Consider the following 23,019-nt stretch of genomic DNA (forward strand, 5'->3'; position numbering starts at 1 on the left):
CCCACCCAAACCGCCCCAACTTGACCGACCACCCCATATCAGTACCTTGGCCGGCAACGTTCGGGGTGTCGATGCCGAGGCAGGGGCGTCTGGTCACAAGGCCGCACAACAAAGGCGCTGCAGGTGCGTCGAGGCGGAGAACGCAGCAAGCGGCGTCCCTGGCCGGCAGAACACCGCCGAGGTCGCCGGTCGAGGCACCAGTGCCTCGACCATCGACCGTTGCGCCGTCCCGAAGACCGGGAGCACTCCTCGCGACATCCCCGTCATCGAGGAAGCACACGACTGCGCCTTCGTCCTGCGTCCTCGTGAACGGTGCCGCTGTACCCGCTCGGAGTCATGTGTCTTGTCTCCCGACTCGACGGGGAACAGAACAAGGAGCACGGAGAAGAACCTGTGCACATTCGCCTCTTCGAGGCAGCGACCGGTTCAGCTGGTCATCGGCAGCACGGACCGCCACACGCCATCGCGATCGTGCATCGCTGCCGCGATTGCGGGGGCGGTCGGAACCAGGCCGATCTCTCCTACACCCTTGATGCCGTATGGGGCATTCGGCTGGGGTACTTCCACAATGATCACGTCGACCAATGGCATATCCTTGGCACGAAGAATGCCGAGGCTCCGCAAGGTCATGTTGATCGGTCGAGCCTCCTCGTCGACCGGGAAGTCCTCCGACAGCGCATAGCCGAGACCCATGTGGACTGCACCCTCGATCTGACCTTCCACGAGCATCGGGTTCACGGCACGTCCGACGTCGTGCGCGGCGATCACCTTCTCGATCACACCTGATTCCCGGTCGATGACGACCACCTGTGCCGCGTACCCGAAAGCCGAGTGGATCACCGGATGCTCGACGCCCGAATCGAACGATTCGGTCCAATCGACGACGTATTCGCCCTGGTAGTCGACCCCCACCCGTCTCCCGCCCTCGTCGGCTGCCCGACAGGCGTCTCGGATGGCGCCGGCTCCGAGGAGCGTGCCCCTGCTCCCCGTTGTCTGTCCATCTCCGAGTTCTCGAGTGGTATCGACAACGACTCGGATCAGCCTCGTATCGATACCCAATTCCTCGGCGGCGACCTGTTGGGCAACGGTATGGACCCCTTGGCCCATCTCCGTCCAGCCGTGCCGTACCTCGACCCTTCCGTCCTCCTCGAACCTGACCACCGCCTTGGAGACTTCCCGGTATCCGTTCCCGAGACCAGAGTTCTTCAAGGCGAGGCCGATGCCGACAGCTTTGCCCCCCTTTCGGGCACGCTCATACCCGTCTCTCACTGCCTCCAGGCACGCTTCGGCTCCTCGACATCCGTCGTCCATGACTTGGCCGGGACCCCACATGGATCCTGGTCGAACCACGTTGCGAAAACGTATCTCGAGCCCCGAGATCCCGACGATCTCCGCGAGACGATCGAGAGCACCTTCCATGGCGAACTGCGCCTGGTTGGCACCGAAACCTCGAAAAGCACCGCACACGGGGTTATTCGTGCGTGCGGCGATCGACTCGACGTCCACGTTCGGGACCACGTACGGGCCGGTTGCATGGCCGGCGGCACGTTCGAGGACTTTCATGCCCACCGACGCATAGGGACCGGAGTCTCCCAGCAACTTCGCCCTGACCGCCGTCAAGCGGCCATCGTCGTCGCAGCCGACCCAGTACTCAAGTCGGATCGGATGCCGCTTCGCGTGCATCAGCAGAGACTGCTCTCGCGTCAGAGTGCACTTGACCGGCCTCTGCAGGAGCCATGCCGCCAGTGCGGTCTGGCCCTGGTTCGACATGTCCTCCTTGCCACCGAACGCTCCACCGTTGGAGACCAGCTCGACCACCACCGACTCGCGCGGCAAGTCGAGAAGGCCCGCGATCTGGTCGCGGTCGTCCCACACACCTTGGCCACCCGACCACACCTTCAAGGTGCCATCCGGTTGAGGTGCGGCCAGTGTGGACTCGGGTTCCAGGAATGCGTGTTCGACTCGCTGCGTTTGATAGACCTCATGGACCACATGGCTGCTCGACGCCAGCGCCGCTTCCGTGTCGCCGCGTTGGTATGCCGACACGGACAACACGTTGCCTTCCAGCCCCCATACCGCGTTCTCAGAGCAAGACAGCACCTTCTTCGGGTCGGTGAATGGTGCCAGGACGTGATACTCCACGTCCACGAGTCCTGCGGCCCGCTCGGCGACGTCCTTGGTCTCCGCCACGGCGATCGCGAGCACGTCACCGAGGTACGAGGTCCTTCCTCCCTCGGGTATGAACACCGGCCAGTCCTTGTGGATCAGCCCGACCCTCAGCTCCCCCGGCACATCGCTCCCGGTGTACACGGCGACGACACCATCGAGAGCTTCCGCGGCGGACGTGTCGATCCGCAGCACGTCTGCTCGGGCATGATCGGCAAGGCGGAGAGCGCCGTGAAGCAGGCCGGCCATCCGCATGTCGTCGACATATCCGCGCTCTCCGAGAGCGAGTTCTCTCGCTTCGTACTTGATCCTGACCGAACCGAGTCCGCGCGGCGCGACGACCACCGGTTCCTCACCGCGGGCGACTGCCTCGATCGCATCGAAGATCTTGATGTAGCCGGTACAGCGGCACAAGTTGGCACCGAGGTGACGTCGCAGATCGTCGCGAGACAGCGCCGAGCCCTTCTTGTCGATGAGGGCTTTCGAACGCATGATGATTCCCGGCGTACAGAAGCCGCACTGGGTAGCCCCGTGGGCGGCGAAGGCGTCTGCGAATCGGGTGCGCTCGTCCGGATCCAGCCCTTCGAGTGTCGTCACCGAGCGACCGGCAACTTTCTCCGGCTGCAGCTGACAGCTCACGCGAGCCTTGCCGTCCACCAGCACCGTGCACGCGCCACACTGCCCCGATGGCGAGCACCCGTCCTTGGGTGAGGTGACCCCGAGCTCTTCGCGGAGCGCCGCGAGCAGGTGTGGATGGTCGTCACGCACCTCGACTGTCGCACCGTTCAGTTCGAAACCGACCATGGCGGCACTCTAGGTGAGGTACCGGCGAACCCTGGGCTCGTAGATACCCTGTGGGCATCCCTGAGCCCAGGGTTCGGGGACCTGGCGGCACAAGCACTAGTCACTTCGTCACGATGCCCAACAACCCGCAAACGGGCCTCAAGCGAAACGACGCAACAACCGATGCACACCATATGAAATCGGATGCCCAGTCCGACCACGGTTTCACCTTGGTCGAGATCGCGATCGCGTCGGCAATCCTCGGGGTTGTCATCGTCATGACCGTTGGCCCAATCTCCAGTGGGCTCAACCTCCTGAACAAGTCATCCCTCGTCACGATCGCCTCGAACCTCGCCCAGGGTCGTATCGAAGAAGTGCGCAGCCTCTCCTATGCGGACGTCGGATATGTCTCGGGCCTGCCGTCCGGAGTTCTGCAGCAGACGGAGACGGTGACCATCAGAGGGTTGGACTTCACCGTCGAGACGGACATCTCCTACTTCGGCAGCATCAACGCAGGGCAAGACGTCATCCCCCAAGGCGGTGATGGCGTTGAAGGCCATTACGACTCGGGCATCGACTTCAAGCAGGTCACCGTGACGGTCAGTCGCGCGCAGAGCGGCTTCGATCCGATCAAGATCACAACGATCATTGCTCCGCCGTCGCTGGCGGCTGGCGAAAGCACGGGAAACATCACGGTCAACCTGGTGAAGGTCGAACCGGACGGCCTGCCGGCGAGCATTCTCCCGTATCCCAAGATGTACCTGGTCGAGGACACGAGCTTCATCGCCTTTCCCGGTACCGTCGACGCCACCCAAGTCTTCGCGGGCCTGGATCCAAGCTCCAGTTCAGGAGTCGACTACTACTACTACGGCAGGCTCGGCGGCTCGATGGCTTCTCTCGAATCCGGCGGGTGGCGAATCCATCCGGGTGATATCGGTACGGAGGCGGAGCGAGTCCACCTGGTGGCGGGCGAAAGCGCAACCATGACCCTGCGCCTCTACCAACCCACCGTCCTCCACGTCAAGATGTACGACGAGGCGGACGGCTCACCCGTCGGGGGGCCGGCCACCCTGACCCTCACCGAGCCGCTCGGAGTTGTAACGTTCACCGAAACCTCCACCGAATGGAACGGCAGCGGCTGGGACATCACCGAGGCGTCCGGAGCGCCGCTCGTCCCGGGAAGCTACTCGTTCTCCGTCTTGGCAAACGGCTACTCCCAAGTCGATCGCTCTCCCGTGACCGTACCTTCGGGCTACCCGGACTCATTGGACCACACCGAGTCCTTCACTCTGACCGTGGCCGTCGGCTCCACCCTGACGGTGCTTACGAAAGATGCCCAGGCTGTTCCCATTCGCGGCGTTCAGGTGACCATTGACGAGCCCACCGTCACAACGACGCTGACCACCGACCAGAACGGTGAGGTAGCCCGCTTCGTAGAGGGAACCCCCGTGTCGGTGACGGTCACCGCGACATCGCCGTTCGGTCACGTGTCGCAGACACAGACCCTGGTCGTGTCGACCGACATGACACTTACCATGACGCTCGCGACACCGTCGGGCTACGGACTGATCACATTCACCGACTCCAACTCGGGTGTGGAGCACTACGAGTACCTGCCCAGATTCGGCAACCCCGATGACGTCATCCTCATCTACCCGAATACCAACGGAGAAGGCTCGGCTGCCGTGAGCTCGGGCAACTGGACGGTCACGAAGGCTTGCCTGGACGGCTCGACCAAGACGACCAGCAGGCTCCGGGTGTATTCAGATACTCACACAGTGTGGTCCACATATTCCACCCTGACCTGTCCGGCGCCATGAAACCGCTCACACTCCGAGGACGGGACGAGGGCTTCACCGTGGTCGAGATGGTGATCGCCGTGGCAATCACCTCTCTCACCCTTGCGTCGGTTGCGACGGTCGCCAGCGGCCTCTTGAAGGATGTCGCGCGCGAGTCTGCCATGGCCCAGGTGCAGCGCGATGCGCGCCCGGTGCTCGATTCCCTCGTCATCGAGCTCCGCCAGTCCTCCGCGCCCACGAGCGCTCCATCGAGTCGCCCCATCCAAGAGATCGCATGGAACCGCCTTGTCTTCTACAGCGACCGGCTCGCTCCCCACCCGGCGCCGGAGAAATACGTCTACGAACTGGTCAATTGCACGAATGGAGTCAGCGGAGGAACCTGCGACCTCCAGGAGACGGTCTACACGGCGGATACGTCGTCGGTAGCCCCCGACTACACGTTCAACGACGCCGTGGTCCATCACACCTCGACCCTGATCGAGAACGTGGTGGCAGATCCCTACCTGTCCGTAGGACCGGCGTTCCGGGCAGTGCATTGGGTAGGCAGCCCCGCCACCCGCACGGAGATTGCCTCCTGTGACAGCTCGGCCGAGGCGACCAGGTGTGATGCCCCGCTGATCGTTGTCGATCTCCACATCGCCTACTCGGCGAACATAGGACTCAATCCGCTGGTCCTCCATGAGGAGGTGAGATTGCGCAATGCCGTCGACTGACCGCAATGAAGCCGGCATCGCCGTGGTGACCGTGACCATGCTGCTCCTCCTCGTGGGCCTGATCATCGTCGCTCTCTTCAAGGAAGCCACGATCCAGTACGAGCAGGCACGCGTGCAGGAACGGGAAGATGTCATCGTCGCGGGAGCGGAGGCGATGCTGGACCGGTACGCCGCGAAGCTGACCATCGACCCCCTCTACTACCTGCACTGGGTGGATGAAGCGGAGCGAGCCCGGCGCTGCGATACCGCCACCGCCACGGAGTACGGACAGATCGTGCAGCCGGGTCACGCCTGGTTCACCGGTTGTGAGACGTGGTCCTACCTCAACCCCGATCGGGATGGAGACGGCACGCCGGATACCGATCCTGCCTGGTACGTGCATCCGGTGCTGGACGACACGGGAACCAAGAGCGACATCAGTATTCTGATCGAGATCACTCCCCCGCTCGACGGCCCGGTCAACGCGCTCGTGGTCGGAAAGCGAGGATCGTCGGTGCAGCGTCGCGCCATCACCGCCGGCATCCACGCCACCGCCCTGTCGGAGTTCTACCGGGCAGTCCAAACCGACCTGTCATACGGTGCCTACGCAGAGACGTACGGCAAGATCTATGCCGGCGGGGATATCTCCTTCGCCGGCGACACGACGGCTCACGCGGACGTGTTCGCCGAAGGCAAGATCACCTCCGCCCCTGCAGTTTGGGCAGACGGCGCCGAAGGATGGGAGAGCTCCCCGACCGGAAGCTTCAACGACATCCGCGATGCGTATCCGCAGCCGCTCGACTTCAATGACTTCTGGGACGATCTCGACTTGGTGAAGAACACGGCCTGCGGCGGCAGCGGCATCTGTCTCGATGACGCGGACGCAACCGCGTGGCTGGTGCATGCCTACGTGAGTGGAGGCGTGGGAAAGCTCCGAATCCTGAAGTCGACCACCGCACAGAGCGAGACGTGGTGGTGGACGGAGGCTCAGTCGTCGTCGGCCGGATGGACCCTGTACGGCACGTTCGACATACCCGACAGCGGGACGCTGTGGGCCAACCAACACCTCATCGTGGGCGACCGGTACGCGCCCGTTGGCGTGGACCAAGACGGCGACGGCTTCACGGATTCGATTCTGCGCGGGTCGTTGACGATGTATGCGGGCTCGGCGGCCTCACGAAAGAACCTCATCATCAACGCCGACACCTACTACGACGACCCGAACTCGCAGGACATCCTGGGTCTCGTGGCCTCCGACGAGATCGTCATCAATCACAACGCGGTCGGAGACGACCGCAACATGTACATCAACGGAGCGCTCCTGGCTCAGTACGATCGCTGGCGATTCAGCGGATACGCTCCGTCCGAATCGCACCTCTACACCAATGGATCCATCGCTACCCGCAACGTCGGTGCCATTGCGTCCTACATCAAGTATCGGCACTACGGCTTCGACTCACGGCTCGAGTATCTTCGCCCGCCGATGTTCCCGCTGCTGGACAACGACTGGAGCTACGACAACTGGAAGGAAGTCACGCTCCCGGACTGGGCAAAGCCGTAACCGACCGGCGACCCTGTTCCTCGAATCCGCGACGCAATGACGACCTCGACGGCTTTTCCTCACATCCAATACCACGCGGCCCCACAGCCAACGCGCACACCAGACACTCATGACCTCGTTGTGTTCACCTCCGTTGGAAGGACAACTAGGCTCGCGAAGGCATGTTCACCGAATACCTCCGCCCTGCATCCGTCGAGGAGGCGTTCGCGACGCTGCAGAAGTCGGGCGAAAGCGCCCGTTTGGTCGGCGGCGGTACCGATCTCACCGTGCATCCTCCGGCCGATGTCACCACGCTCGTCGATCTTTCACGTGCTGGTCTCGGGGGAATCACCGCCGACGACGCGGGATTCCATATCGGAGCGTCGACAACGCTGACCGAGGTACTCGACTACGAGCCCTTTGCCGACATCTGGTCCGGCGTGCTCCCTACGATGTTCGCCCAGGTCGCGTCCCCATTGCACCGCAACGCCGCCTCGATCGGTGGGCACCTGGCACGGGGCAGGCTCTCCGACGTCGTGCCCGTTCTCCTCGCCATCGACGCGAAGATCTCGCTCTACGACGGTGCCCATCACCAGATGCCGTTGACGGACTTCTATTCGACACGCAGACACAGAACCCGCATGGTCGTGACCGGAGTCCATCTCGACCGCGACACCGGAAGAGCCGCCTTCAGGAAGTTCGCCCGCACGACCTACGACCTCGCCATCTTGAACGTTGCCTGCGCAATTCGCCTCGAAGCCGATGTCCTCTCCTGGGCCAGGGTCGTCGTCGGAGAGCGGCCGGCCTTGGCCGTCGTGATGAGCGAAGCCTCGTCCGCCCTCGTCGGCCACCGCCTCGACGCCGAAACCATCGACCAGGCTGCGAAGCAGGCCATGGAGAGTGTCGAAGTGCGCAGCGATCCCCGCGCGAGCGCCGACTACCGGCGCCACCTGACGGAGGTATTGGTGCGCCGTTGCCTCGCCGAGACCGCCGGTGACGAGGTGTACGCATGAGATTCACCGTCAACGATCAGTCGTTCGACGAACCGGTGGGCGCCGGCGAGAGTCTGCTCGATCTACTGAGAAGACTGGGTTTCAAAGGCGTCAAGAACGGTTGTGACAACGGTGACTGCGGTACCTGTGCCGTGCTCGTCGACGGGCGAGCCATCACCTCTTGCGACTTCCCGGCTCCGGCAGCAGAAGGCACGAGAGTTCTCACCGTGGAAGGGCTCGCCCCGGAAGGGACGCTGCATCCTCTCCAGACCGCCTTCCTCGATACGGGGGCCGTCCAGTGCGGATTCTGCACTCCGGGGATGCTCATCAGTGCGGCCGCGTTGCTCGATCACACACCCGATCCTTCCGAGGCCGATATCCGCGCGGCGCTCCGCGGCAACCTGTGTCGCTGCACCGGATACGTCAAACCGATCGAAGCGGTGCAGCTCGCCGCAGCCAGGATGCGGGAGGCCACGGATGGCTGACAGGTTCAACGTCGTCGGGCACAGTGAGCGACGAGTCGACGGCGAGGCGCTGGTCACCGGAAAGCCGGTGTTTGCCGGCGACCTCGATCTTCCCGGCATGCTGCACATCGCCGTGCTCGGCTCTCTGCATGCGCATGCCCGCATCAAGACCATCGACACCCGACAGGCCGAGGCACTCGAAGGCGTGGCACTCGTTCTGACGCATGCCAACACCCCCACCGTGCGCTATACGACGGCCGGCCAGGGACACCCCGAGCCCTCCCCGTACGACAACCGCATGTTCGATGAGAAGGTCCGCTTCGTCGGCGATCGTGTGGCCGCCGTCGCCGCGACCTCGCGCGATATCGCCTACCAGGCTCTCAAGTCGATCAACGTCGACTACGAGCCTTTGGAACCTGTCCTCTCCATCGATGCAGCCATGGCCGATCACGCTCCGGTGATTCACGACGAACCCGACGCCTCGGGAATCTGGGATGCAGAGCACAACATCGCGGGAGCGGTCGAAGCAAACGTCGGGGACGTCGACAAGGCGATCGCCGACGCCTTCGCGTCGGTCGAATTCACCGGCGAGACCCACTACGCACAGCACGTTCCACTCGAAACACACATCTCGGTCGCCTACCTCGATGACAACGGCCGCCTGGTGCTGTACACGAGCACGCAGGTGCCGTTCCACGTACGCAGGATCATGGCTCGTGTTCTGGGAATACCCGCAGGTCGGATCCGCGTCATCAAGCCACGCATCGGTGGCGGGTTCGGTGTCAAGCAGGAGGTCCTCATCGAAGATCTGGTCGGTCTCGTCACGCTGCGGACCGGCAAGCCAAGCCGTCTCGAATACACCAGAGCGGAGGAGTTCTACGCGTCTCGGACCCGGCACCCCATGAGGGTGACTGTCCGGCTTGCCGCCGACGAGGGCGGGCATCTCCAGGCCGTGGACATGAAAGCGCTGGAGAACACCGGAGCCTACGGCGCCCACAATCTGACGGTCGTTTCCAACACGGGCTCCAAGACCCTGCCGATGTACAACAAGGCGCCGAATGTGCGCTTCTCCGCCCGCGGTATCTACACGAACCTTCCCGTCGGGGGTGCGTACCGGGGCTACGGGGCGACCCAGGGAGTCTTCCCACTGGAGACGTCGATCGACATGCTCGCCGAGAAGCTGGGTATGGACGCTCTCGAGTTGCGGCGCATCAACCACATCCGGTCCGGAGAGACCAGTCCGATCTTCGAAGAGCTCGGCGAGGGGCGCAAAGGGGTGCCGCAGACCGTTGGAAGCTGTGGTCTCGACCGATGCATCGAGATCGGCGCCGAACGCATCGGCTGGTCCGACAAACGTGGAGCACGACGTCGTGAAGGACCCTGGATCCACGGCGTCGGCATGTCGATCCATATGCAGGGATCCGGCATACCCGCCGTCGACATGGCCGCGGCAACCATCAAGATGAACGACGACGGCTCGTTCAACCTCCTCATCGGTGCAACGGATCTGGGAACCGGCTCGGACACCATCCTCGCCCAGATGGCTGCAGAAGTGCTCGGTGTCTCGCTCTCCGACATCCTGGTGCTGTCCTCTGATACCGACGTCACCCCCTTCGACGTCGGTGCCTACGCATCCTCGACAACCTACGTATCCGGCTCTGCCGTCGTGCGTGCGGCAAAGACGGTTCGCTCCCAGATCGTCGACGTCGCATCGGCCATGCTCAAGGTCGGTATCGACGAACTCCAGCTTGTCGACGGCAGTGTGGTCACGCAGGACGGCAGGGCTGTCACGCTCTCCGACGTTGGCCTGCGCTCTCTCTACGGTGTGAACCAGTTCCAGATCGGAGCGACTGCGTCGTTCGTCGCCGATGTGTCACCGCCGCCGTTCCTCGCATCGTTCGCGGAGGTTGCCATCGATGTCGAGACCGGCAAGCTGAGGATCGTGAACTATGTCGCCGCAGCAGACTGTGGCACACCGATCAATCCGCACCTTGCCGAAGGACAGGTCGAAGGGGCACTCGCAAACGGAATCGGGTATGCGCTGATGGAAGAGATGCGTTTCGACAAGTACGGCCGCATGCGCAACCCGGACCTCGGCCGCTACAAGATCCCCGCATCGACGGACATGCCTCCGATGGACGTGATCCTGGTCGATACGTATGAGGACACAGGACCGATGGGGGCCAAGTCCATCGCGGAGATTGGTATCAACGCTCCGATCCCCACCCTCGCCAACGCCATCTACGACGCCGTGGGTGTCCGGCTGACGAAGCCACCGTTCACCTCGGAGAAGATCTGGCGGGCCCTCTCGAACTCGTAGCACCCGGCGGGAACGGTCCTGCCGCTCCAGAACGGCCTGTCACCCTCGCAGCGAACGAACGAGCTCGACTTTCAGGTCCCACATCGCGTCGGTGAGAGATACGTGGTAGACGTGCGGATTGATGAGGCGCCGCACCCCGGGGTCAAGACGATCGAGGTCGGCGATCCGTCGCCTCCGCAACTCTTCCATGGACGGTGGCTCCGATACCCGCCTGCCCTCGCGAACCATGGCAGTCGGCAGCACTTCCACCTCGGAGATCGCTCCGGCCTCCAGACGCCGAATCGCGGTCGGAATGACCGGATGATGCAGCGTGAGCGGTGCATCCGTCGAAATGCGCTCATCGGCGGTACCCAGTACGTCGGCCGTCGCCGTGCCCCGCCGGTCGTAGAGACGCCACACCTGCTTGCGACCGGGATTGGGGATCTTGGCCTGTGACTCCGACACCTTGATCGCCGGCATCCACTTCCCGTTCTCCTCGATCGCCACGAGCTTGTACACGCCATCCAGGGACGCGTCACCCTGCGAGGTGATGAGGCGGGTTCCGACTCCGTAGCTGAGACGGTTGATGAGCCGGTCGGCGTCCACGCCGTACCGGGGCGCCTCACCCTCGATCTGGGACACGATCTGCCAGATGGCGAGCTCATCCAGGTTGGACGAGAGCACGATGGACGCATCCGAGAATCCGGCAGCGTTCAGCATGGCGGCCGCCTGAATCGCAAGGTAGGCGAGATCACCCGAGTCGAGGCGAATCCCGAGCGGCTCGTGGCCCTTTCGGCGCAGTTCCTCGAAGACGGTGATCGCGTTGGGAATGCCGCTCTCGATCGTGTCGATCGTGTCGACGAGAAGAAGGCAGTCGTCGGGAAAGACGTCCGCGTACGCTCGGAACGCATCGATCTCGCCCTCTCCCTTGGCCAGGAACAGCTGGATCAGCGAGTGGGCGTGCGTCCCCTTCGCCGGAAGGCCAAGAGCCGCCGACGTGCCAACGTTGGAGCTGAAATCGGCGCCACCGATCAGCGCGGCGCGTGTCCCGGCACCGGCGCCCCGTTCCGGTCCCCGACGCATCCCGAATTCGAGCACCGGTCTTCCCCGGCCTGCCTCGTGCACCCGCGAGGCCTTCGTGGCGATGAGTGTCGGGTAGTTCAGGCGGTTGAGGAGAGACGTTTCCAGGACCTGTGCCATGGCGAGTGGACCGACGATCACCGTGATCGGCACATTGCGATGGACGATGCGCCCTTCCGGGATCGCCGTGACGCTGATCCCGGAGAAGTCCCCGTTCGTCCGCAGCCAGTGCAGAAAGTCGTCGGCGAACAACCGCTTCCCGACAGCACCGGTCAGCGTTTTCAGATAGTCGATATCGGCGTCCTGGACATGGGTTTCGGCCATCCAGTCGAGCAGCCATTCGAGTCCCGCGTTGACCGCGTACCCTGCCTGGTGCTTCCCGTAGTCCGGGTACGAGCGGAAGTAGTGATCGAATTCGGCGGCTTGTTCATGTACGCCAAGGCGGTAATACACCTGCGCCATGGTGAGCTGGTACAGGTCCGTGAAGAGGAACCCGTCTGTGATCGCCCGCTGATCGGCATTCATCGCCATGATCGTACTGCCCGATCTCACCTCTCGGCGATAGCGCGAGGTCAGGACCGGGCGGCGGGATGGTGTGTCACATCCTCGCTTGCCGAACCGTCGCAAGATCAGGTGCTCTTTCGGCACCATGCCCGCAGAGCCGGTCGTAGCATGCACAGGAACAATTCGCGACTTCCAGAGGTGCCACATGGGTTCGGTCAACGACTTCACGCTCGATCTCTCCGAGCTCCAATTCGTATATGAAGGTCTCGCTCGTCCCGAGAACGTGCTCGCCGAACGGGATGGAACACTGTGGACACCCGATAATCGCGGTGCGCTCACCCGCATCGATCCCGACGGGACGATGACCACCGTTGGTTCGATCGCCCCCGAGTGCAACGGTTTCGCTCTCAACGCCGACGGAACGACCTTCACGATCGCGAACATCGGCAACGGCATCGTCTACACCATGGACCGTGATGGCAACCATTCGGTGCTCCTCGACGAGATCGACGGTCATCCCCTCGGGTCGGCGAACGACGTGTTCATCGACAGCAAGGACCGCATGTGGATCTCCGTCTCGACACGCGCCAACCCGTGGTTCCTCGCCGCTGCCGTGCCGCGACCGGACGGCTACATCATCCTGTGGGATGAGAAGGGACCGCGTGTCGTCGCCGACGGCATCTACTTCACCAACGAGATCAAGATGGATGCCGACGAGCGGTACCTCTACGCAGCCGAGACGATGAAGGCACGGATCCTGCGCTTCCCGGTGCACGAGGATGGCAGCCTCGGCGATGCGGAGGTGTACGGGCCCGACGGTCTGGACCGCGGCGCCTACGTCGACGGGTTCGCATTCGACGCCGAGGGCAACATCTGGGTGACACCGATCACCCGCAACGGCCTGGGGATCATCACACCCGACGGGGACTACCACGCCGTCTTCGAGGATGTGAACGGACCGGCTCTGGAGAACGCCATCGCGAAGATCGAGTCGAACACGCTCGCCCCGGAGGATCTCTTCGCGTGTGTGGGACCGACGCTCCAGTTTCCGACCAGCGTGACGTTTGCCGGACCGGATCTGCGCACGGTGTACATCGGCTCGCTCGCCATGACCCACCTGGTGACGTTCGAATCGCCGGTGCCCGGACTTCCGCTGCGCCACTGGCACTGATGCCCAGAGTCGGACAAGGAGTGAAAACGAGCATGATCACGACCGAACGCGACATCACGGCCATTGAAGCGGTTCCCATCGAGGAACGAAACCTGGCCGGCAACACGTACGAGATGGTCACCCGAGGCGCAGCGATCAACCCGGATGCGACGGCACTGCAGTTCTTCTTGCAGGGAGCAAGGTATGAGCACCCGGTCACATGGACCTACCGGGAGTTCCTCGATGTGATCACTCGAACCGCGAACCTGTTCCATGAACTCGGTGTCGCCTCCGACGATGTCGTCTCGATGATCCTCCCGAACCTGCCCGAGGGGTTCTTCACGATCCTCGGCGCCGAGGCGGCAGGGATCATCAATCCGATCAACCCGCTGCTCGAGCCCGCCGTGATAGCCGACATCATGAACGCCGCGGCCACCAAAGTGCTGGTGACGCTCGCACCGTTCCCGAACGTTCCGATCTGGGATCGGGTGGCGACGATCGCCGACGCCGTACACACCCTCGAGTCGATCGTCCAGATCGATCTCGCTTCCTACCTGCCGCCAGAGCAGCGGCAGGCGATCAGCCAGACGCGTTCGGGCGCCCCCGGCGTCTCGGTGCCGGTGATCGACTACGCCGAGGCGCTGACCAGCCAGCCTGCGGATCGACTCGTCGCCGAGCGTGTCATCCACCCCGACGACATCGCCTCGATGTTTCACACCGGTGGAACGACCGGCGCGCCAAAGCTGGCGATGCACACCCACGGCAACGAGGTGGCGGACACATGGCAGTCGGCCGAGATCCTCGACATCGTCCCCGACACGGTGATGCTGTGCGGACTCCCCCTCTATCACGTCAACGGGGTGACCGTCACCGGCCTGATCCCTTGGAGTAGAGGTGCGTCTACGGTGCTCGCCACGGCGGAGGGTTATCGGGACGCCGATCTGCTCACGAACTTCTGGAAGATCGTCGAGCACTATCGCGTCAACTTCTTCAGCGGCGTTCCAACCGTCTACGCCGGTCTGCTCCGTGTGCCCGTGGCGGACCATGACATCAGCTCGCTTCAGTTTGCGATCTGTGGGGCGGCGCCGATGCCCGTCGAAGTGTTCCGGACCTTCGAGGAGCGAACGGGACTCCGGATCCTGGAGGGGTATGGGTTGACCGAAGGGACCTGTGTCAGCTCGGTGAACCCTGCCGCCGGGGACCGAAGGATCGGCTCGATCGGTTTCCGGATCCCGTACCAGGAGATGAAGACCGTCGTCCTCGACGAGGAAGGCCGATATGTGCGGGACTGTGGCACCGACGAAATCGGAATCGTGATCATTCGCGGGCCGAACGTGATGCCCGGTTACAGGAACGACGAGCACAACCTGACGGCCTGGGTCGATACCGGCGACGGTGGCAGCCCATGGTTCAACACCGGTGACCTCGGACGACAGGACGCCGACGGATACTTCTGGCTTGCGGGACGCAAGAAAGAGCTGATCATCCGAGGTGGCCACAACATCGACCCCAAGCTCATCGAAGGACCTCTGCATAGGCACCCCGCGGTAGCACTGGCGGCCGCCGTAGGCCGGCCCGATCCGAGGGTTGGCGAGATGCCGGTCGCATATGTGCAGCTCAAACCCGGCGCCGAGGCGACTGCCGACGAGCTCTTGGAGTTCGCCCGGGAACACGTCGGCGAACGTGCCGCAGTGCCCAAGCAGATCCGCATCGTGGACAGCATCCCACTTACCGCCGTCGGCAAGATCTTCAAGCCCGAATTGGTGCACCGCGAGATCGCGGACGAGTTCCGCAACGTGGTGGCCAAGATCGAGGGTGTGCAATCCGTCGAGGTAATCGCCCGTGCGAATCCGCGCTACGGAGTCGTCGCGGAGATCTCTGTGGTGGGAGCGGAGGGGTCTGCGCCGGACGAGGTCCGGGATGCGATCGCGACGGCGTTGGGCCACTACACGATCAGATACCGGATCGATGTCTCGTAGACACACAACGTTCACCGGCAGGGACTAGTCAAGACGTGCCAAAACGGATCGGTGCTGCACTTTCGCGAACCCCAGGCCGATAGCCACATCAAGGACACGTGGAGGTGTGATGCACAGATGCACGAGTGGTCCGTCGGCCCCGGACATGGTGTCGAGATGACCGATCTATTCTGTTCGCGCTGCAGGGCGCCTGCCATGGTCATCACTCCCAGCGAGGCGCTGTGCAGTGCGTGTGCAGCGGCGTCGGTCTCCGGTGCTCATGCTCCTGACCGTGACAGCACCATGCCCGACATTCGGACTCTGCTTCAAGATCATGGCGAGCATGCCCGCTCGGTGCCGGACGCGGCCGAGGAACCCCCTCACCCTCCCGAGAAGGAGTAGACACGGTCGGGGTCGAACTGTCGTGTTGAAGGTTGCCCTGAGAGCATCGTTCACGGTTCGAGACACATGTCGGCGGGGGTTGCGACGCGTCGAGACGCCCGGACTCACGGAGCCGTTCGACAACACGCTTCCCGAACCGCGAGCCCGACGGCGCGACCCGAAATGAATCCGCTCCAGGCCGCACCACGATGGGGACGATCACAACCCAAAGCTGCACAACACCTGACGCGTGAACCCAAGTACGCAGTGCACCGGCACCATTGGCCGACGCCATCGGGTGCCGGCGATCGCCGAACGGACCGAAGCTCCAGAAGGACTCGACGCCCGGTCCGGACTGGGAATCCGATACGGACGCGTGTACGTGCTTAGACAGCTCGCACCCTTGCGAACGTCAATCTGACGCCGTCCCGACACGTACATTCACCCGGTGTCACGGTGGGTTGTGTCCGTACTGGATACGTCCCCGATTACCACGCACCGTGGCCTCCTAGGGCGCGCGGCCGATCTCAGAGATGACACTATAACCCTGTGATCTATTGGCGGTTTGGCAGATATGGCGACAAGAGCCTTGGCACTCGGTGCGCGCGGAGAGTGGTCAGCCTCGCTCAAGTTTTACCGACTGTTGCCGATACCCCGAGTATGGACATCCACACGTTCTCGATTGCCGGTTCCGCTCATCCTCGCAGCGTGTCCGCACACGAGATCCTTGATTCGACCCTCTCTCCTCGGCGCAGAATCGGTGCCATCGCGGTCGTCGTGTTGATGCTCGTGGCCCTGTTGCCGCTTGCCTCCGCCAGTCCGGCTCTCGCTGATGACAGCACGAGCGTCCCGGTCGTCGTCGTCAAGACGCCGGGAGCGGGAGAGGGACCGGAATCCCTTGTCGAGGATCTTGGCGGTCGCGTCGAGCAGCGGCTCGACATCATCAACGGCTTCTCGGCGATCCTTCCCGAGAGCGCCGTAGAGACCCTTGCAGCCAATCCAGAGGTTCGTTCGGTCACTCCGAACGCCCGCGTGCGTATCCCCAGATGGGAGACGGACGACAAGACCGACGACGGGTCGATGCACACGATCAACAGGCGAGTGCTCCGCTCGACGTATTTCTGGAGTCACGGCTACACGGGCGCCGGGGTGACGGTGGCGATGATCGATACCGGCATCGTTCCGGTGCCCGGTCTGACGGTTCCCGGCAAGATCATCAACGGACCGGACCTGTCGTTGGAATCATCGTATGAGAATCTTCGGTATCTGGACGCCTATGGTCACGGCACGCACCTGGCCGGCATCATCGCCGGACGTGACGACGACGTGCGGGACATCCCCAGGAACAAGGACCTCAAACACCATTTCGTTGGCGTAGCGCCCGGAGCCCGGATCCTCAACGTCAAGGTGGGTGACGCGGTCGGGGAGGCCGATATCTCCCAGGTGATCGCGGCAATCGGATGGGTCGTCAAGCATCGTGACGACAACGACATGAACGTACGGGTGTTGAACCTCGCATTCAGCGTCGACAGCGACAAGGACTACCGGAGCGAACCACTCGCCTACGCCGTCGAGGCCGCCTGGAAGGCCGGCATCGTCGTCGTGGTCGCCGCCGACGGAAACGATGCGGCGCTGCGAAGCCCGGCGTTCGACCCGTTCGTGATCGCGGTCGGCGCCGATGACCCACAGGGCACATCGACCGTCAGAGACGACGAGGTTCCCGAGTTCTCCAACTGTGGCACCAACAGCCGCTCAGTCGATCTCATCGCCCCCGGTCACTCGATCATCAGTCTTCGCGATCCTGGCTCCTTTGCCGACTACTTCTATCCGGAAGCGCGTGTCGGCGACCGATTCTTCCGGGGTACGGGCACCTCGCAGGCAGCAGCGATGGTCTCCGGTGCAACTGCGCTGCTACTGCAGCAGCGCCCCGACCTCACGCCCGATCAAGTCAAGGCGCTGCTGACATCGACGGCGCGTCCCATTCCCGAGGCATCGGACGTCTGCCAGGGCGGAGGGCTCATCGATCTGAAAGCCTTGTACAAGGCCCCGACACCCGACGCCACTCAAACGTGGCAGCCGGCCACCAACCCCGGGACCTACGACCCGGATGCCGTCGACGGGTCCTGGGAGAACCTCACCTGGGGCAACCTCACCTGGGGCAACCTCACCTGGGGCAACCTCACCTGGGGCAACCTCACCTGGGGCAACCTCACCTGGGGCAACCGCAACCTCACCTGGGGGAACCTCACCTGGGGTTCCTACCTGTGGAACTGATCTGTTCCCAGGCGTAATGCCGAGGGCCCAATGGCAGAAGCACATCAGTCCTCGCGACACCACCTGACCGGACCGGGTCGAGTCTGGGCACTCACAGGAGTCATGGCCGCGACAGCAGCCGCCTTGGCTCACGTGGCTTCAGGTTTTGCCCCTCTCGACGCGCCGTTTCACTTTCACTGGCTGGTGATGGTGCCACTCGTTTTCGCAGGTGAAGTCGCCGTCGTGTCCCTGCAGTTTCGAAGGGATGCCCATGTGTTCGCCATGGGGGAGGTTCCCCTGGTGGTGGGCCTGTACTTTGTCGACCCGCTCGGTCTGATCGCCGCGCAGGTGGTCGGCAACGCGTTGGCGTTGATTCTGTACCGCCGGCAGTCGCCGTTGAAGGCGGCGTTCAACCTTGCCATGCTCACCCTCCAGGCCGGGATCGGCATCGTCGTGTTTCGACTGATCCTTGGAACACAGGACCCTCTTGGCATTGCCGGCTGGATCGGCACCCTGGTTGCAGTCGCAGTCGGGCTCGTGCTCGCCAGCGTGCTCGTCAATACCGCCATTGTTCTCTCCGGCGGCGACCTCTCTGCCTCGGAGCGGATCGACGCGCTGAAGCTGCTGACCGTGTCGTCGGGGATCAACGCCGCCTTGGGGCTGGTGGCGGTCACCGTGATGTGGACCCGACCTGGCACTGCCTGGGTCGCCGCGGTACCTCCGGTGGCCCTTTATCTGGCCTACCGGGCCTACGTCGCACAGCGCGAAGAGAGACAGCGGATCCAGGGCTTGTACGAGGCGACCCGGGCTCTGCACAGGTCACCCCAGGTCGAAGCCGCGATGCTTGCGGCCGTCACGCATGCCCGGTCGATGTTCGACGCCGAACGCGCCGAGCTCCGCGTCTTTCCCACAGGTCCGCACGGTGACGGCTTCCTTGCCGCCGCCGGACCCGGTGAACACACACAGATCATCCACCGCATCGAGCCGGACACCGAGGGTGAGACATGGCGTGAGGTGATGAACTCGGGTCGCTCGCGTCTCGTGTCATGTGGATCCGATCAGCACGCGCGTCGATCGAATCGCCGGCATCGGATGATGGTGCCGGTGCACGGACCTGGAAAGGTCAATGGCGTATTGGTGGTGAGCGAGCCGATGGGTGACTTGCGGAACTTCACGACGCAGGATCTCCGCATGCTCGAAACTCTGGCCAGCCAGGTCACCGTGTCACTGGAGAACGGACGGCTCGAAGATTCTCTCGCGCAGGTCACGAAGCTGAAGGACGACCTGCGCGACCGGACCCTTCATGACGTCCTCACCGGACTGGCGAACCGAGCCCTTCTCTGGGAGCGACTCACAGAAGCACTCGAAACGGCCGGCACGGAAGACAGACAATCGGCGGTGCTCGTCCTCGACCTCGACGATTTCAAGACGATCAACGACACGCTCGGTCATGTGGCCGGCGACCAGGTCCTGATCAGAGTGGCACGCCGTCTCGAAGCCTGCTGTCGCCCCGAAGACACGGTCGCCCGACTGGGCGGCGACGAGTTCGCCATCTTGTTGGATCACCTCTCGGCACCCGGCGACGCCATCGTCGTGGCCGCACGAATCGCCGAGTCTCTCAGAGAGCCGCTCGTCATCGCGGGCCAAGACGTTACGGCCCAAGCGAGCCTGGGAATCGCCCTGGTGGAAGATAACCTGGGTCCGGAGGAGCTGATCCATCGCGCCGACCAGGCCATGTACGCCGCCAAGAGCAGGTGCAAAGGCTCCTATCAGGTGTTCGAAGAAGGCATCCAGGAGCGGTGGATGGAGGCCGGGGTGCTGCGATCGGAACTCGGTCCGGCCATTGAATGCAACGAACTCGTCCTGCACTACCAACCCATCGTGAACCTGGAAACCGGGTTCATCACCGGCGTGGAAGCGCTGGTCCGATGGGACCATCCACAACGCGGTCTCCTCTTCCCCGACATGTTCATCCCGGCAGCCGAAGAAACCGGACAGATCGTTGCGCTGGGACGGTGGGTCCTGCACACTGCCTGTCGTCAGATGCGCCGCTGGCATGACGAGACCACAGGGTCCAAACCCACTATCTCGGTCAACCTCTCCCCCCGGGAGTTGGAGGAGCCAGACATCATCGACGAGGTACGCCATGCCCTCGCCGAGTCGGGACTCGACGCGCAATACCTCGTCGTCGAGATCACCGAGAACGTGATGCTGCAGCCATACACGCAGGTCCTCCACGAGCTCAAAGAACTCGGAATCCGGATTGCGTTGGATGACTTCGGGACCGGGTACTCATCGTTGGCGTACCTGGACCGGCTCCCAATCGACATCGTCAAGATCGACCGGACCTTCGTTCACGGCGCGGCCCTCGAACAGCAATCCCCGCTCGCACATCTGATCGTACAGATCGGCGACCTCCTCGGGTTGAGCACGGTGGCCGAGGGCATCGAAACACCCGAAGAATTCCAGTGGCTTCGCCAGTTGGGGTGCCGCGCAGGCCAGGGTTATCTCTTCGCCCGACCGATGGACGCACACGCGATCACACCACTGCTGGCAACGAACATGAAGACAGTGCCCCTACCCCTTGCGACCAACGCCTCGGCGACCGAGCTTGCCGTCTGAGCCGACGAGACGCCAGGCCGTCCACATCGAATCCACCGCCGGCCTCGCCGGAGCACCGCTGCCCGCCAGTATCCGAGTGAACCTTTGGGGCCCTTGTTCCGTCCTGACAGACCAGGCCGTACGCGAGCCTTCATGAGGTACAGCCGCACAACAGGTCCAAAACTCGCAGCACGCCAGGCCGGATGCGCTCACTGACCCTGAGGCACAGCCATGTGAACGAGTCGAGAAGAAGCGAGGTCAGAGTGTTGCCGGGCGGCCGCGCGTCTGGGTCGCCACGGCGTTTCGGCGAGCAGGAATGGCCGTCAGTCGTCCCTCACCCCTATCCACACCGCCGCCTCCGGGTCCCCATCCGGACGAGAAACTTCCATGCCCACCGCCACCAATCCAGGCCCCCCGGCGGTCACACTCAACATCATCTGGTCACTCGCCCCGCCGAAGACCGTCTCGTCTCCGGGAATCCGCGTCCAGGTGACCCCGTCAGGAGAAGTCCACACCGCAGCATCCACATCGCCGCCCGGACCGGAGGCATCCGAACCGACTGCCACCAAACCCGGCCCCCCGGCACTCACACTCGCCATCTCCTGGCGGCCCACTCCGCCGAAGACGGCTTCGTCACCGGGAACCCGAGTCCAGGTGACCCCGTCAGGAGAAGTCCACACCGCAGCATCCGCACCGCCACCCGCCGAATCCATACCGACTGCCACCAAACCCGGCCCCCCGGCACTCACACTCGCCATCACCTGCTCATCCGCCCCGCCCAGGGCTGCATCTTCCTCAGACATCCGGGACCACGTAAGCCCATCAGAAGAAGTCCACACCGCCGCATCCATATCGCCACCCGCCGAATCCATACCGACTGCCACCAAACCCGGCCCCCCGGCGGTCACATCAAACATCTGCTGGAAACCCTCCCCGCCCAAGGCTGCATCGTTGCCACGGACCCGGGTCCAGGTGACCCCGTCAGGAGAGGCCCACGCCGCCGCATCCCTGGATCCATCCAGAGATGACATGACCGAGCCGACCGCCACCAAACCCGGCCCCCCGGCGGTCACACTCAACATTTGCTCGAAACCCTCCCCGCCCAAGGCTGCATCGTCACCGACGACCCGGGACCAGGCCACCCCGTCAGAAGAAGTCCACACCGCCGCATCCAGATCCCCGCCACCTATCGCCGCATTCGCATTGCCACCTGTTGGAGTCCATTCCCAACCGACTGCCACCAGACCCGGCCCCCCGGCGGTCACACTCAACATCTGCCGGGCACCCTCCCCGCCGAACACGTCGTCGCCGGATACGCGGGACCAGACAGGCGAGAAAGGGGCAGGCCCGGTGCTACAGGCTGTCAGAACCAAAGCCAACGTAAGAGCCCAGGCTCCCCGAAACCGCATCGTTCCCGCTTCCGTCGATCGCATGGATGCGACTCTTTCCAATCCTACGCACCTCGTATGGAACTCGCTCAGAACCCCGACTCGTGGCCCGCGAGAACCAGGGCCCCGTCGTCGTGTGGTTCGGCCGCCAAGGCTCCGACGACGTGGACGATCAGTCCCCGTGGGGAGAGAGTTCGCGCCGGCGTCACGGTTGGTCCGCCCTCGGCGACCCTCGTGTGTCAGCATGGACGGGAAACTCAACCGGGAGAGAGCCGATGGACCATCGACAGGATCTGCGTCGGGCACTGAGCGAGAAGGCGGACGACATCCTCGCCCGGCTGTCACCGGCCGAACGCGAAGCGCTGCTCATCAAGTGCTGGATGTCACACGACGCGCGCTGGTTCATGGCGGTCGCTGCGGAATGCGGCCTGCAGGTCGCGAACCGCCTCAATCGCATCGCCGCCCACGAGGTCGGCAAGGCGGAGGCCCGCCGGATCGCTCGCGCCTTGCAGTTGCCACCGGTGACCGGCGTCGACGAGTGCCTCTTGGCCCAGGAAACCCTCATCGGTTTACTCGGGCCCGGCCTACTCGAATACGACCTGGCCAAGGTTGGCGACGATGCATTTGCACTGAGCGTCCGGCGCTGCTTTGCCTATGAGAATGCCTCCCGAGCAGGCGTGACCGACGGATTCGGATGTGGCATCTTCGCACGAATGACCGGCTGGCTCGATGCCCTGGACCTGACCTATGAGCTGACTCCCTCCACGCAAGAATGCCTCAAAGCCCGGGGACGCGAGTGCATCCACACGGTCACCCTCGAACCCGTGGCGTCAAAGTCGCCCCGAGAATCAGACGACTGACCGGGACCGGGCTCACGAATGCTCGTTCCCCGGTGGCCTCCGATACCGCAGTCAGCACCGACGCTCAGAGAGAGCAGCGAGGCGCTGGTTCCGTAGCATTGCCCCGGGC

Annotated in this window: 14 protein-coding genes; 11 read left to right on the forward strand and 3 right to left on the reverse strand. The window is 63.6% G+C overall.

Annotated features, from left to right (window positions below; all coding sequences use genetic code 11):
- Positions 1-426: 426 nt before the first annotated feature.
- Positions 427-2,970, reverse strand: a complete 2,544-nt coding sequence (locus GWP04_08865) for a molybdopterin-dependent oxidoreductase (GenBank protein NIA25665.1) — start codon at positions 2,968-2,970, stop codon at positions 427-429.
- 173 nt (positions 2,971-3,143) lie between these two features.
- Between GWP04_08865 and GWP04_08870 the strand changes: the two genes are divergently transcribed.
- From GWP04_08870 to GWP04_08895, 6 genes are all read left to right on the forward strand, one after another.
- Entirely contained in the window at positions 3,144-4,769 is a 1,626-nt protein-coding gene (locus GWP04_08870) for a prepilin-type N-terminal cleavage/methylation domain-containing protein (GenBank protein NIA25666.1), read from the forward strand.
- Complete coding sequence (locus tag GWP04_08875; GenBank protein ID NIA25667.1) at positions 4,766-5,461, forward strand: hypothetical protein; 696 nt, start codon at positions 4,766-4,768, stop codon at positions 5,459-5,461. The genes GWP04_08870 and GWP04_08875 overlap by 4 nt, the downstream gene beginning before the upstream one ends.
- Positions 5,448-7,001, forward strand: coding sequence for a hypothetical protein (locus GWP04_08880; protein NIA25668.1), 1,554 nt, complete (start codon positions 5,448-5,450; stop codon positions 6,999-7,001). The genes GWP04_08875 and GWP04_08880 overlap by 14 nt, the downstream gene beginning before the upstream one ends.
- A 161-nt stretch (positions 7,002-7,162) precedes the next feature.
- Positions 7,163-7,993 (forward strand): hypothetical protein, encoded by an 831-nt coding sequence (locus GWP04_08885; GenBank protein NIA25669.1) that lies wholly within the window; start codon positions 7,163-7,165, stop codon positions 7,991-7,993.
- Positions 7,990-8,457 (forward strand): 2Fe-2S iron-sulfur cluster binding domain-containing protein, encoded by a 468-nt coding sequence (locus GWP04_08890; protein ID NIA25670.1) that lies wholly within the window; start codon positions 7,990-7,992, stop codon positions 8,455-8,457. Before GWP04_08885 ends, GWP04_08890 begins: the two co-directional genes overlap by 4 nt.
- Positions 8,450-10,756 carry a molybdopterin-dependent oxidoreductase gene (locus tag GWP04_08895; protein ID NIA25671.1) on the forward strand — a complete coding sequence of 769 codons (2,307 nt, stop codon included), beginning with the start codon at positions 8,450-8,452 and terminating at the stop codon, positions 10,754-10,756. Before GWP04_08890 ends, GWP04_08895 begins: the two co-directional genes overlap by 8 nt.
- Positions 10,757-10,795: 39 nt before the next feature.
- Here GWP04_08895 and GWP04_08900 read toward each other — a convergent pair whose 3' ends face one another.
- Positions 10,796-12,340, reverse strand: a complete 1,545-nt coding sequence (locus tag GWP04_08900) for a nicotinate phosphoribosyltransferase (GenBank protein NIA25672.1) — start codon at positions 12,338-12,340, stop codon at positions 10,796-10,798.
- A gap of 184 nt (positions 12,341-12,524) precedes the next feature.
- On the opposite strand from GWP04_08900, the gene GWP04_08905 reads away from it, so the two are divergent.
- From GWP04_08905 to GWP04_08920, 4 genes are all read left to right on the forward strand, one after another.
- Complete coding sequence (locus GWP04_08905) at positions 12,525-13,490, forward strand: SMP-30/gluconolactonase/LRE family protein (protein NIA25673.1); 966 nt, start codon at positions 12,525-12,527, stop codon at positions 13,488-13,490.
- A gap of 32 nt (positions 13,491-13,522) precedes the next feature.
- Entirely contained in the window at positions 13,523-15,448 is a 1,926-nt protein-coding gene (locus GWP04_08910) for an acyl-CoA synthetase (protein ID NIA25674.1), read from the forward strand.
- Between the two features lie 1,020 nt (positions 15,449-16,468).
- On the forward strand, positions 16,469-18,082 hold the full coding sequence (locus GWP04_08915; GenBank protein ID NIA25675.1) for a S8 family serine peptidase: 1,614 nt from the start codon (positions 16,469-16,471) through the stop codon (positions 18,080-18,082).
- Positions 18,083-18,184: 102 nt separating this feature from the next.
- Entirely contained in the window at positions 18,185-20,683 is a 2,499-nt protein-coding gene (locus GWP04_08920) for an EAL domain-containing protein (protein NIA25676.1), read from the forward strand.
- A 302-nt stretch (positions 20,684-20,985) separates the two neighbouring features.
- Here the strand turns inward: GWP04_08920 and GWP04_08925 are convergent, their stop codons facing one another.
- Positions 20,986-21,936 (reverse strand): hypothetical protein, encoded by a 951-nt coding sequence (locus tag GWP04_08925; protein ID NIA25677.1) that lies wholly within the window; start codon positions 21,934-21,936, stop codon positions 20,986-20,988.
- A gap of 389 nt (positions 21,937-22,325) precedes the next feature.
- Here GWP04_08925 and GWP04_08930 point away from each other — a divergent pair, with 389 nt between their 5' ends.
- Entirely contained in the window at positions 22,326-22,910 is a 585-nt protein-coding gene (locus GWP04_08930) for a hypothetical protein (GenBank protein ID NIA25678.1), read from the forward strand.
- Positions 22,911-23,019 lie beyond the last annotated feature (109 nt).

The organism is Gammaproteobacteria bacterium (assembly GCA_011682695.1).
Taxonomy (GTDB): Bacteria; Actinomycetota; Acidimicrobiia; order Spongiisociales; family UBA4744; genus BMS3Bbin01.